This window comes from Pantoea sp. WMus005 (assembly GCF_013415305.1).
GTDB classification, from domain to species: domain Bacteria; phylum Pseudomonadota; class Gammaproteobacteria; order Enterobacterales; family Enterobacteriaceae; genus Pantoea; species Pantoea rara.
In genome coordinates, this window is the sequence record NZ_JACBXU010000005.1 from 127510 (window position 1) to 140413 (window position 12904).

Here is a 12904-nt window from a genome sequence, read left to right on the forward strand (position 1 = left end):
GCCAGGATAATAGTTGTAAACAGGGATAGCAGGCGATCAATCCAGCACAACGCGCTGGCAAAGTGGTCATAAAGCGGCCGTTGCCTCCAGTGTATTATGCTGTTTCACTCAGTCAATTCTGAATATGTCAGTTGATTTACAGAATAAACTTCCTGTTTAATAACCTGAAAAATAAAGCCTTATTACTAAAAAATGCCAGAAAAGTACGCTAACTCCTTCATGCTTAATCAGTTTTCGGCTTTATCTGGCAACGCAAGCACGCACAACATACACGACAAAACAAATGGGGTAGTCAGGATGAAAATGAAAGGTCGCGCATTACTGGCAGGATGTGTAGCACTGGCGATGAGCCATGCGGCGCTGGCTGAAGATATCAAAGTGGCGATTGTCGGCGCAATGTCGGGTCCGGTGGCACAGTACGGTGACATGGAGTTCGCGGGTGCCACGCAGGCGATTGAAGATATCAATGCCAAAGGTGGCGTAAACGGTAACAAGCTGGTTGCAGTGAAATATGATGACGCCTGTGACCCGAAACAGGCGGTTGCGGTAGCGAACAAGGTGATTAATGACGGCATCCATTACGTGATCGGCCACCTCTGCTCTTCCTCTACCCAGCCCGCGTCTGACATCTATGAAGATGAAGGCGTGCTGATGATTACCCCGGCTGCGACCGCACCTGACCTGACTGCCCGTGGCTATAAACTGATTATGCGCACCACCGGCCTCGACTCCGATCAGGGCCCGACCGCCGCGAAATATGTGATGAGCGAGCTTAAGCCCAAGCGCATCGCCGTGGTTCATGACAAACAGCAGTATGGCGAAGGCCTGGCGCGCTCCGTGCAGGAGAGCCTGAAAAAGCAGGGCGCTAATATTGTGATGTTTGAAGGTATCACTGCAGGCGACAAAGATTTCTCTACCCTGGTGGCGCGCTTCAAGAAAGAGAATGTCGATTTCGTCTATTTCGGCGGTTACTACCCGGAAATGGGCCAGATCGTGCGTCAGGCACGTGCTGCAGGCCTGAAAACCCAGTTTATGGGGCCTGAAGGCGTGGGTAACGCCTCGCTGTCGAATATCGCCGGTGCGGCTTCTGAAGGCATGCTGGTGACCCTGCCGAAACGCTACGACCAGGTTGAAACCAACAAACCGATCGTTGACGCGCTGAAAGCGAAGAAACTGGATCCGACCGGACCGTTCGTCTGGACTACCTATGCGGCTCTGCAGTCGCTGGCAACCGGTATGGAGCGCAGCAAAAGCACTGAGCCGGACGCTATCGTGAAAAACCTCAAGGAGGGCGCTGCAGTGCCAACCGTGATGGGCAACCTGAACTGGGATGAGAAGGGCGATCTCAAGGGCTTTGAATTCGGCGTCTTCAAATGGCATGCCGATGGCACCTCGACCGCAGTGAAGTAAACCAGGCTGTTTTGTGGTGAGCAGGAAGCCGAATAACCGGTTTCCTCTCACCAGCGACACGAACGCCTGGTGCTCGTCTGCCAGGCGTTTTTTGTACCCCGTTCGCCTGCGATCGGTTAAGTAAGGGTCAAGGTATGTCCGAGCAGTTCCTCTATTTTATTCAGCAGATGTTTAACGGTGTGACCCTGGGTAGCACCTACGCGCTGATCGCCATCGGTTACACCATGGTTTACGGCATTATCGGCATGATCAACTTCGCCCACGGCGAGGTCTACATGATCGGTAGCTACGTCTCCTTTATCGTCATTGCTGCCCTGATGATGATGGGCATCGACACCACCTGGCTGATGATTGCAGCCGGCTTTGTGATGGCCGTCATTATCTCCAGCGCCTATGGCTGGAGCATTGAGCGCGTCGCCTACCGGCCTGTGCGTTCATCCAAGCGCCTGATTGCGCTGATCTCCGCCATCGGGATGTCGATATTCCTGCAAAACTACGTCAGCCTGACGCAGGGCTCACGCGACCTGGCGCTGCCGAGCCTGATCACCGGACAGTGGACGGTAGGCGAGAGCAACGGTTTTGCCGCCACTATCTCCACCATGCAGATTGTGATCTGGGTGGTGACGTTCCTGGCGATGCTGGCGCTGACCACCTTTATCCGCTATTCCCGCATGGGACGGGCCTGTCGCGCCTGCGCTGAAGATCTGAAAATGGCCAGCCTGCTGGGAATAAACACCGACCGTGTGATCTCGCTGACCTTTGTGATCGGTGCCGCGATGGCGGCGGTCGCAGGCGTGCTGCTGGGCCAGTTCTATGGTTCGATCAACCCCTTCATCGGCTTTATGGCGGGCATGAAAGCCTTCACCGCCGCCGTGCTGGGCGGGATTGGCAGTATTCCGGGGGCGATGATTGGCGGCCTGGTGCTGGGCATTGCTGAAGCGCTGACTTCGGCGTATCTCAGCACAGAATATAAAGATGTGGTCTCGTTTGCTCTGCTGATTGTGGTGCTGCTGGTGATGCCAACCGGGATTCTGGGCCGCCCGGAGGTCGAAAAAGTATGAAGACTTCCTTTATCAACGCCCTGATCTCCTCAGTGATGCTACTGGTGCTCGCCACCTTCTTTATGGGGCTACGCCTGAATCTGGACGGCACCAATCTGGTGGTTCAGAACGCCGGTAGTGTGCGATGGAACTGGATCGCTGCAGGCTGTGCGGTGGTGTTCCTGTTCCAGCTGCTTCGCCCGGTATGGCAAAGCGGCCTGAAGAAAATTTCCGGCCCGGCGCTGGTGTTACCGGGTCTGGATGGTTCGACGCCGAAGCAGAAGCTGGTGATGGCGGTGATGATTATCGCCGCGATTGCCTGGCCATTCCTGGTATCACGCGGCACCGTCGATATCGCTACTATGACGCTGATCTACGTGATGCTCGGTCTGGGCTTAAACGTCGTCGTCGGACTCTCTGGCCTGCTGGTGCTGGGTTATGGCGGCTTCTACGCCATTGGTGCTTACACCTTTGCGCTGCTGAACCACTATTACGGTCTCGGTTTCTGGCAGTGCCTGCCGCTTTCCGGCATGGTGGCCGCACTGTTTGGTCTGCTGCTGGGCTTCCCGGTGCTGCGACTGCGCGGTGATTATCTGGCGATTGTGACGCTAGGCTTCGGTGAAATCGTGCGTATTCTGCTGCTGAACAACACTGCCCTGACCGGCGGACCGAATGGCATCAGCCAGATCCCGAAACCGACGCTGTTTGGTCTGGAGTTTGGCCGTACGCCACGTGAAGGCGGCTGGGATACCTTCCACAACTTCTTTGGGCTGAAGTATGATCCCAGCGACCGCATTATCTTTCTCTACCTGGTGGCGCTGCTGCTGGTGGTGCTGACCCTGTTCGTGATTAACCGGCTGCTGCGTATGCCGCTGGGCCGGGCCTGGGAAGCGCTGCGCGAAGATGAGATTGCCTGCCGTTCACTGGGCCTTAGCCCGACCCGCATTAAGCTGACTGCCTTTACCATCAGTGCCGCGTTTGCGGGCTTTGCCGGCAGCCTCTTCGCGGCGCGTCAGGGCTTTGTCAGCCCGGAATCCTTTACCTTTGTCGAATCCGCCTTTGTACTGGCGATTGTGGTTCTGGGCGGGATGGGCTCGCAATTTGCGGTGATTCTGGCGGCCATTCTGCTGGTGGTGTCACGCGAGCTGATGCGCGATCTTAATGAGTACAGCATGCTGGTGCTGGGTGGTCTGATGGTGCTGATGATGATCTGGCGTCCGCAGGGATTGTTGCCAATGAAGCGTCCGCATCTGAAGCTCAGAACCGCTAAAAAAGGAGAGCAGGCATGAAGCCTTTATTAGCCGTTGAAGGCCTGATGATGCGCTTCGGCGGTCTGTTAGCCGTGAACAATGTGGCGCTTGAGCTGCGTCCGCAGGAGATCGTTTCGCTGATTGGCCCCAACGGTGCTGGTAAAACCACCGTGTTCAACTGCCTGACCGGCTTTTACAAGCCCACCGGCGGCACGATTAAGTTACGTGAGCAGCATCTGGAAGGCTTGCCGGGCCAGAAGATTGCGCGGATGGGCATCGTGCGCACTTTCCAGCACGTGCGTCTGTTCCGTGAGATGACAGTGATTGAGAACCTGCTGGTGGCGCAGCATCAGCACCTGAAAAGTGGTGTCTTTTCCGGTTTACTGAAAACGCCGGCGTTTCGCCGCAGTGAGAGCGAGGCGCTGGATCGTGCGGCGACCTGGCTGGAGCGGGTCGGTCTGCTGGATCTGGCTAACCGGCAGGCAGGCAATCTGGCCTATGGTCAGCAGCGTCGGCTGGAGATTGCGCGCTGCATGGTGACGCGCCCGGAGATCCTGATGCTGGATGAACCGGCGGCGGGCCTTAATCCCAAAGAGACGCACGAGCTGGACGCGCTGATTGCGGAACTGCGTGGTGAACACAAGGTGTCGGTGCTGCTGATTGAACATGATATGAAGCTGGTGATGGGCATTTCTGATCGTATATACGTGGTCAATCAGGGAACGCCGCTGGCTAACGGAACGCCGGAGGAGATTCGTAATAACCCGGATGTCATTCGTGCCTATTTAGGAGAGGCCTGAGATGGCAAATGCGATGTTAACCATTGAGAACGTCAGTGCCCACTACGGCAAAATTCAGGCGCTGCACAACGTCAGCCTCTATATCAATCAGGGCGAAATCGTTACCCTGATTGGCGCTAACGGAGCCGGAAAAACCACGCTGCTGGGCACGCTCTGCGGCGAGCCGCGCGCGACCCAAGGCACCATTACCTTTGATGGCAAAGCCATTACCGACTGGCAAACGGCGCGCATCATGCGTGAAGCGATTGCCATCGTGCCAGAGGGACGGCGGGTATTCTCGCGTATGACGGTGGAAGAGAACCTGGCGATGGGCGGCTTTTTTGCCAGCCGACCGGACTATCTGACGCGGATTAAGCGCGTATATGAACTTTTTCCGCGTCTGGAAGAGCGTAAAATCCAGCGCGCCGGAACCATGTCAGGTGGCGAACAGCAGATGCTGGCGATTGGCCGTGCGCTGATGAGCCAGCCGCGCCTGCTGCTGCTGGATGAACCGTCGCTGGGACTGGCACCGATCATCATTCAGCAGATTTTCGATACCATTGAGCAGCTGCGCAGCGAGGGGATGACGATTTTCCTGGTAGAGCAGAATGCGAATCAGGCGCTGAAGCTGGCGGATCGGGGCTATGTGCTGGAGAACGGGCATGTGGTGCTTGAAGACACCGGTGCAGCGCTACTCTCCAACGAAGCCGTCCGCAGCGCGTACCTCGGAGCCTGATGGGGCACGGCCTGGCTTACTTGCCAGGTTCGGGTTGGGCAGTGCTCGCCATCCTCACGTACTATGTGTACGCTCCGGTGGCTGCGCGCTGTCCGCCCGCAACCTGCCTGCGCCGCCGACGGTCTTGAATATCAGTGATGATAGAACCGTAATTAGCGTTTGAGTGAAGTGAAAACCCGCATCGCACGTTTTCACTTCCTCATCGATCTGCCATTTATGTAACTAAAAACGGGCAGCGTGGGCGTTTTGCCGCCGCGCTGTCTGCGTCCTCTTTTCCTCTCTTTCGCCTGTCATCTGGCTGTCATCTGGTTGTTATTAATCCGTCATTTCCCCGTGTCATGTTACTTCGCGAAACAGAAATCCGTGATTTCACGCGTATTTACCTGCACAGGAAAATTCTATGTCCGTCGTTACCTTTCGTCGTAGCCTGATGAGCGCGCTGCTCGGTCTGACGCTCAGCAGCCATGCCATGGCCGCCACTGAGATCCCTTTCTGGCACTCCATGGAAGGCGAGCTTGGCAAAGAAGTGGATTCGCTGGCACAGCGTTTTAACGAGACGCATCCCGATTACAAAATTGTTCCGACCTACAAAGGTAACTACGAGCAGAGCCTGGCAGCAGGGATTGCGGCAGTGCGCAGCGGCAAGGCGCCAGCCGTACTGCAGGTCTACGAAGTCGGTACGGCGACCATGATGGCCTCAAAAGCGATTGTGCCGGTGCATCAGGTTTTTAAAGACGCCGGAATTCCTTTCGATGAAAAACAGTTCGTGCCAACGGTGGCGGGCTACTACAGCGACAGCAAAGGTCAGTTGATCTCTCAGCCGTTCAACAGCTCAACGCCGGTACTCTATTACAACAAAGATGCCTTTAAGAAAGCGGGTCTGAACCCGGACCAGCCGCCTAAAACCTGGCAGGAGCTGGCGACGGATGCCGCCGCACTGCGTAAATCGGGTATGAGCTGTGGCTACGCCAGCGGCTGGCAGGGCTGGATCCAGATTGAAAACTTCAGCGCCTGGCATGCTCTGCCGGTCGCGACTGAAAACAACGGATTTGACGGGCTTGATGCGGTGCTGGAGTTCAACAAGCCGGTACTGGTTCGTCATATCGAACTGCTGGAAGCGATGAACAAGAAAGGGGACTTCACCTACTTTGGCCGCAAAGATGAATCCACCGCCAAGTTCTACAACGGCGACTGTGGTATCACCACCGCCTCATCCGGTTCGCTGGCTGATATCCGTCACTATGCCAAATTCAACTTCGGCGTTGGCATGATGCCGTATGACGACACCGTGCCAGATGCGCCGCAGAACGCCCTGATCGGCGGTGCCAGCCTGTGGGTGATGAAAGGCAAAGATGCGGCAACCTACAAAGGCGTGGCCGAGTTCATGCAGTTCCTGGCTAAACCGGAAATCGCTGCGGAATGGCACCAGAAAACCGGCTATCTGCCGATTACTACCGCCGCCTACGCGCTGACGAAACAGCAGGGCTTCTACGATAAGAATCCGGGTGCGGATATCGCCACCCGCCAGATGATGAACAAGCCGCCATTGCCGTTCACCAAAGGGATGCGTCTGGGCAACATGCCGCAGATTCGTACCGTGATCGACGAAGAGCTGGAAAGCGTCTGGACCGGCAAACAGTCACCGCAAAACGCGATGGATAACGCAGTGAAACGCGGCAACGAGCTGCTGCGCCGCTTCCAGCAGCAGGTGAAGTAATCTCCTCTTGCGGGCCAGCGCAGGCTGGCCCCTCTTTTCTGACGTCAGGTACGCCATGTCTTCATCTCGTCCGGTCTTTCGCACCAGCCTGTTGCCCTATCTTCTGGTGCTGCCGCAACTGCTGATTACCGCTATCTTCTTTCTCTGGCCTGCCGGTGAAGCGCTGTGGTACTCGCTGCAAAGCCTCGATCCTTTTGGCATCTCCAGCAGCTTTGTCGGGCTGGAAAACTTCAGACGGCTGTTTGCCGATCCTTACTATCTGGATTCGTTCTGGACCACCATCAAATTCAGCGGCATGGTTACGGTGTTCGGCATGGTCTTGTCGCTACTGCTGGCAGCGCTGGTAGATTATGTGGTGCGACTGCGCCGCCTCTATCAGACCCTGCTGCTGCTGCCCTACGCCGTTGCGCCCGTGGTAGCTGCGGTGCTGTGGATGTTTCTGTTTAACCCTGGCCTGGGCCTGTTCAGCTACCTGCTGAACCACGTCGGCTACAACTGGAACTACGCGCAGAACAGCGGTCAGGCGATGTTCCTGGTGGTGCTGGCATCGATCTGGCAGCAGATGAGCTACAACTTCCTGTTCTTCTTCGCCGCATTGCAGTCTATCCCCAAATCGCTGGTGGAAGCCGCCGCGATTGACGGTGCCGGACCGGTGCGTCGTTTCTTCAACCTCTCACTGCCGCTGATTACGCCGGTCAGCTTCTTCCTGCTGGTGGTGAACCTGATCTACGCCTTCTTCGATACCTTCCCGGTGATCGATGCTGCAACCGGCGGCGGGCCGGTGCAGGCGACCACTACGCTGATCTATAAAATCTATCGCGAAGGCTTTACCGGGCTGGATCTCTCCTCGTCCGCGGCGCAGTCGGTAGTGCTGATGCTGCTGGTGATTGGGTTGACGGTGCTCCAGTTCCGCTTTGTTGAACGTAAGGTGCAATACCAATGATTGAGAATCGACGCGGACTGGATATCTTCAGCCACATTGTGCTGGTGCTGGGCGTGCTCACTATTCTGTTTCCGCTCTATGTCGCCTTTGTGGCGGCGACGCTGGATAACGAGGCGGTCTATCAGGTGCCGATGACGCTGGTGCCCGGCACGCACCTCTGGGAGAACATCTCGCGCATCTGGACGCATGGCGTCAACGGCAGCGGACCGGCGTTTGGCCTGATGCTGTTTAACAGCATGATCATGGCGCTGGGTATCACCTTCGGCAAAATTACCGTATCGATGCTGTCGGCGTTTGCGCTGGTCTGGTTCCGTTTTCCGCTACGGTCGCTCTTTTTCTGGCTGATTTTCATCACCCTGATGCTGCCGGTTGAGGTGCGTATCTTCCCCACGGTGCAGGTGATAGCCGACCTTAATCTGCTCGACAGCTACAGCGGATTAACCCTGCCGCTGATGGCCTCGGCGACCGCAACTTTCCTGTTCCGTCAGTTCTTTATGTCGCTGCCGGATGAACTGGTGGAAGCCGCGCGCATCGACGGTGCCAGCGCAATGCGCTTCTTTATCGACATCGTTCTGCCGCTGTCGAAAACCAATCTGGCGGCGCTGTTTGTGATCACCTTTATCTACGGCTGGAACCAGTATCTCTGGCCACTGCTGATCATCAATGATGCCAGCCTCGGCACGGCGGTGGCGGGGATCAAAAGTATGATCTCCACCAGCGGATCGCCGACCCAATGGAACGAAGTGATGGCGGCAATGTTATTAACCCTGATTCCGCCGCTGGTGGTGGTATTAGTCATGCAGCGTGCCTTTGTGCGCGGTCTGGTTGAGAGTGAGAAATAAGATGGCAGGCGTAACCCTTCAGGCAGTAACCAAGTCCTACGATGGCAAAAATCAGATCATTCAGCCGCTGAACGTCACCATCAATGAAGGCGAGTTTATGGTGATGGTCGGGCCATCTGGCTGCGGAAAATCGACCCTGCTGCGCATGGTGGCCGGACTGGAGTGCGTCACCTCTGGTGATATCTATATCGACAACCGCCGCGTCACCCAGGAAGAGCCGAAAGATCGCGGCATTGCGATGGTGTTCCAGAACTATGCGCTCTATCCCCATATGTCGGTGGAGGAGAACATGGCCTATGGCCTGAAAATCCGCGGGATGGGCAAAGAGCAAATCCGCCAGCGCGTGCTCGACGCGGCCCGCAGTCTGGAGCTGGATCACCTGCTGATGCGTCGGCCTCGCGAACTCTCCGGCGGACAGCGTCAGCGCGTGGCGATGGGACGCGCTATCGTGCGTGAACCGGCAGTGTTTCTGTTCGATGAGCCGCTATCGAATCTCGATGCCCGCCTGCGTGTGCAGATGCGTCTGGAGCTGCAACAGCTGCACCGCCGCCTGCAGACTACCAGCCTCTATGTGACGCACGATCAGGTCGAGGCGATGACGCTGGCGCAAAGAGTGATGGTGATGAACAAAGGCGTGGTCGAACAGCTCGGCACGCCGGTCGACGTATATGAACGTCCGGCCAGCCAGTTTGTGGCCTCGTTTATCGGCGCGCCCGCCATGAACCTGCTGAAAGGGCAGTTCAGCAGCGATGGCTCGCGCTTTAACCTCGATGCCTCGCATGCCCTGCCGCTCAGCGACAGTAAAGCGAAATGGGCTAACCGGCCGGTGGTGCTGGGCATCCGGCCAGAGCATATTCAGCTCAGCAGCCGCGAGCAGGGTGGTGTGCCGCTGCGGGTCGATACCCTGGAGATGCTGGGAGCCGATAATCTGGCACATGGCCGCATCGGTGACACGCCACTGGTGGTACGCTTAGCGCACAGCGAACGACCGCAGCCTGGCAGTACGCTGTGGCTGCATCTGCCATCAGATGCGTTACACTTCTTTGATTCAACCCATGGAAAGCGACTGGAATGAGCACACAACACTGGCCCTATCCCCGCATCGTCGCCCATCGTGGCGGCGGTAAACTGGCACCGGAAAACACGCTGGCCGCGATCGACACGGGCGCGAAATATGGTCATCAGATGATTGAGTTTGATGCCAAATTATCAATGGATGCGCAGATCTTCCTGCTGCATGACGATACGCTGGATCGCACCAGTAACGGCTGGGGCGTGGCGGGTCAGTTGCCGTGGGAGAAGCTGTCGCAGCTTGATGCGGGCAGCTGGTTTGGTCACGCATTTACCGGCGAGAAGCTGGCGCGGCTGGATGAGGTGGCGGCACGCTGTCGTCAGCATCAGATGATGGCGAACATTGAGATCAAGCCGACCACCGGCAGTGACGCTGAAACCGGACGTGCCGTAGCGCAGGCTGCCGCGATCCTGTGGCAGGATCAGACTGCACCGTTGCTCTCTTCGTTCTCTTTTGACGCGCTGGAAGCGGCGATGCAGGTCGAGCCGCAGCTGCCACGTGGCCTGCTTTCGCACAGCTGGGATCCCGCGTGGCAGGAAAAAACAACCGCGCTGGGGTGCGTGTCGATCCATCTCAATCACAAAGTGCTGACCGCCGAGCGGGTCGCCGAACTGAAAGCCGGCGGACTGAAGATTCTGGTTTATACCGTGAACAGCCCGGATCGGGCGCGGGAGTTACTGAAGTGGGGCGTCGATGCCATCTGTACCGACAGCATCGACATCATTGGCCCCGATTTTCATTAGTTCTGGTTTTGATTCTGATTCGGCTGGCCCGGCTGCGAGGTAATCACCCGCTGCTGGGCGCTGTTCCGCTGTTCCTGCATTTTACGCTGCATGTCCTGCGTCTGACGCTGCTGATCCTGGCGCAGCTTGAGCTGTTGCTGCTGCTGGCCGGTCTGCATCTGCGACTGCATCCGCTGCTGACTCGGGTTATAGCCAGGTTTGTTCGGATCGTTGGTGCTGTTCAGCGTGTTCGCCTGGCTGGCGAAAGGCAGCAGGGCGGCTAAAACAATTATCCACTTTTTCATCTCTCCTCCTTCCTTAACGCGACAGGGTTTTGGGTGCACAACGGCGCACACCGATATCAGGGTCGCACTCATAAGTTTACCCGATATCACAGACCTTACTTTCAGATGTATTCCTGATTTGACTTAACCCTGATTATTTTGCTGTATTTGTAGAGACTTGCAGAAATGATAAAAAAATGTAAATAACAATACGGGATGGTGGCAGGATGAAAATGCAGCAAACAATGCGTCAGCTTAGCTGGTCGCTGGTGATGAGTTTCACGGTGGTGGCAGGTGCTAACGCTGCTCCTGTTCAGGCTCCGCCGGTCTCCTACGGCGTAGACAGTGATACTTTTCACCCGGTAAAAGCGCAGCACGGTATGGTGGCATCGGTGGATGCGATGGCAACCCAGGTGGGCGTTGAAATCCTGCGTCAGGGCGGGAATGCGGTGGATGCCGCGGTCGCTGTGGGTTTTGCGCTGGCCGTGACCCATCCGCAGGCAGGCAACCTGGGCGGCGGCGGCTTTATGCTGTTGCGCACCGCGTCTGGCCGCGCGACTGCCATCGATTTCCGTGAAATGGCACCGGGCCATGCCTCGCGCGATATGTTCCTGGATAAGCAGGGCAATGCCGACAGTAAGCTGTCGCTGACATCACATCTTGCCTCCGGTACGCCGGGCACGGTGGCCGGACTGGCGCTGGCTGCGCAGAAATATGGCACCCTGCCGCTGAGCACTCTGCTGGCACCGGCGATCAAACTGGCGCGTGACGGTATTCCGGTCAACGATGCGCTGGCGGATGATTTAAAAACTTACGGCAAAGAAGTACTGGTCACCCATCCCAACAGCAAAGCGATCTTCTATAAACCGGACGGCACGCCGTGGCAGAAGGGCGATCGGCTGGTGCAGAAAAACCTGGCCCACAGCCTGCAACTGATTGCCCGTCAGGGACCGGATGCCTTTTACAAAGGTGAAATCGCGGATGAGATCGCCGGAGAGATGGCGCAACACGGTGGTCTGATCAACAAAGCTGACCTGGCGGCCTATCGTGCGGTCGAGCGTAAGCCCGTCAGCGGGACTTACCGTGGTTATGAAGTTTTCTCGATGCCACCTCCGTCATCCGGTGGTATCCACATCGTGCAGATCCTCAATATCCTGGAGAACTTTGATCTGGCGAAGATGGGCTTTGGCAGCGCTGACGCTATGCAGGTGATGGCGGAAGCGGAAAAATATGCTTATGCGGATCGCTCGGAGTATCTCGGCGACCCCGATTTCGTGAAGGTGCCGTGGCAGGCGCTGACCAGTAAAGCGTATGCCAGATCGCTGGCGCAGCACATCGATGTGGCGAAGGCGCGCCCTTCCAGCGAGATCAAGCCCGGCAAGCTCGAACCTTATGAAAGTAATCAGACGACTCATTTCTCGGTGGTGGATAAGCAGGGCAATGCGGTCGCGGTGACCTATACGCTTAACACCTATTTCGGCAGCGGGATTGTGGCGGGCAACAGCGGCATCCTGATGAATAACGAAATGGATGACTTCTCAGCCAAGCCAGGCACGCCAAATGTCTATGGGCTGGTCGGCGGGGAAGCGAATGCGGTGCAGCCAGCGAAACGTCCGTTGTCATCAATGTCGCCGACTATCGTCGCTAAAGGAGGCAAAACCTGGCTGGTAACTGGCAGTCCTGGCGGTAGCCGCATTATCACCACGGTGCTTCAGATGGTGGTGAACAGCATTGATTTTGGGATGAACGTTGCGGAAGCCACCAATGCACCGCGCTTCCATCATCAGTGGTTGCCGGATCAGCTGCGGGTGGAGAAGGGCTTCAGTCCGGATACGCTTCGTCTGCTGGAAGCCAAAGGTCAGCATGTGAAGGTACTGCCATCGATGGGCAGTACGCAGAGCATCATGATCGGGCCGGATGGCATGCTCTATGGCGCTTCCGATCCGCGCAGTATTGATGATTTAAGTGCGGGTTATTGATATCTGAGGATAAAGTCAGAACTGACTCGTTGTGAGCCCGAACTTGCTCAGGGAACACGGTCAGATCGGAAAGACGCAAAAGCGTCATCCCTGACTACTCGGCCCGCGCCGTCCCTGGCGCGGGACGCTT

Annotated in this window: 12 protein-coding genes; 11 read left to right on the forward strand and 1 reads right to left on the reverse strand. The window is 56.9% G+C overall.

Annotated features, from left to right (window positions below):
* Positions 1 to 297: 297 nt before the first annotated feature.
* From HZZ01_RS17505 to ugpQ, 10 genes are all read left to right on the forward strand, one after another.
* Positions 298 to 1410, forward strand: a complete 1113-nt coding sequence (locus HZZ01_RS17505) for a branched-chain amino acid ABC transporter substrate-binding protein (protein WP_179898790.1) — start codon at positions 298 to 300, stop codon at positions 1408 to 1410.
* A gap of 134 nt (positions 1411 to 1544) precedes the next feature.
* The gene (gene livH, locus HZZ01_RS17510) at positions 1545 to 2471 is read left to right on the forward strand and encodes a high-affinity branched-chain amino acid ABC transporter permease LivH (RefSeq protein WP_009087789.1); all 927 of its coding nucleotides are present in this window, start codon (positions 1545 to 1547) and stop codon (positions 2469 to 2471) included.
* Positions 2468 to 3739 carry a high-affinity branched-chain amino acid ABC transporter permease LivM gene (locus tag HZZ01_RS17515; protein WP_179898791.1) on the forward strand — a complete coding sequence of 424 codons (1272 nt, stop codon included), beginning with the start codon at positions 2468 to 2470 and terminating at the stop codon, positions 3737 to 3739. The genes livH and HZZ01_RS17515 overlap by 4 nt, the downstream gene beginning before the upstream one ends.
* On the forward strand, positions 3736 to 4500 hold the full coding sequence (gene livG / locus HZZ01_RS17520; protein WP_179898792.1) for a high-affinity branched-chain amino acid ABC transporter ATP-binding protein LivG: 765 nt from the start codon (positions 3736 to 3738) through the stop codon (positions 4498 to 4500). The genes HZZ01_RS17515 and livG overlap by 4 nt, the downstream gene beginning before the upstream one ends.
* A 1-nt stretch (position 4501) precedes the next feature.
* On the forward strand, positions 4502 to 5215 hold the full coding sequence (livF, locus tag HZZ01_RS17525) for a high-affinity branched-chain amino acid ABC transporter ATP-binding protein LivF (protein ID WP_008926291.1): 714 nt from the start codon (positions 4502 to 4504) through the stop codon (positions 5213 to 5215).
* Between the two features lie 400 nt (positions 5216 to 5615).
* Complete coding sequence (gene ugpB / locus HZZ01_RS17530) at positions 5616 to 6932, forward strand: sn-glycerol-3-phosphate ABC transporter substrate-binding protein UgpB (RefSeq protein ID WP_179898793.1); 1317 nt, start codon at positions 5616 to 5618, stop codon at positions 6930 to 6932.
* A 55-nt stretch (positions 6933 to 6987) separates the two neighbouring features.
* Entirely contained in the window at positions 6988 to 7875 is an 888-nt protein-coding gene (gene ugpA, locus HZZ01_RS17535; RefSeq protein WP_179898794.1) for a sn-glycerol-3-phosphate ABC transporter permease UgpA, read from the forward strand.
* On the forward strand, positions 7872 to 8717 hold the full coding sequence (gene ugpE, locus HZZ01_RS17540; protein WP_179898795.1) for a sn-glycerol-3-phosphate ABC transporter permease UgpE: 846 nt from the start codon (positions 7872 to 7874) through the stop codon (positions 8715 to 8717). Before ugpA ends, ugpE begins: the two co-directional genes overlap by 4 nt.
* Position 8718: 1 nt before the next feature.
* Positions 8719 to 9792, forward strand: coding sequence for a sn-glycerol-3-phosphate import ATP-binding protein UgpC (locus tag HZZ01_RS17545; RefSeq protein ID WP_179898796.1), 1074 nt, complete (start codon positions 8719 to 8721; stop codon positions 9790 to 9792).
* Entirely contained in the window at positions 9789 to 10532 is a 744-nt protein-coding gene (ugpQ, locus tag HZZ01_RS17550) for a glycerophosphodiester phosphodiesterase (RefSeq protein ID WP_179898797.1), read from the forward strand. The genes HZZ01_RS17545 and ugpQ overlap by 4 nt, the downstream gene beginning before the upstream one ends.
* On the opposite strand, the gene HZZ01_RS17555 is transcribed toward ugpQ, so the two are convergent.
* Positions 10529 to 10816 carry a DUF2756 domain-containing protein gene (locus HZZ01_RS17555; RefSeq protein ID WP_179898798.1) on the reverse strand — a complete coding sequence of 96 codons (288 nt, stop codon included), beginning with the start codon at positions 10814 to 10816 and terminating at the stop codon, positions 10529 to 10531. The two genes, ugpQ and HZZ01_RS17555, sit on opposite strands and share 4 nt — an antisense overlap.
* 212 nt (positions 10817 to 11028) lie before the next feature.
* On the opposite strand from HZZ01_RS17555, the gene ggt reads away from it, so the two are divergent.
* Complete coding sequence (gene ggt / locus HZZ01_RS17560) at positions 11029 to 12774, forward strand: gamma-glutamyltransferase (RefSeq protein WP_370463499.1); 1746 nt, start codon at positions 11029 to 11031, stop codon at positions 12772 to 12774.
* Positions 12775 to 12904 lie beyond the last annotated feature (130 nt).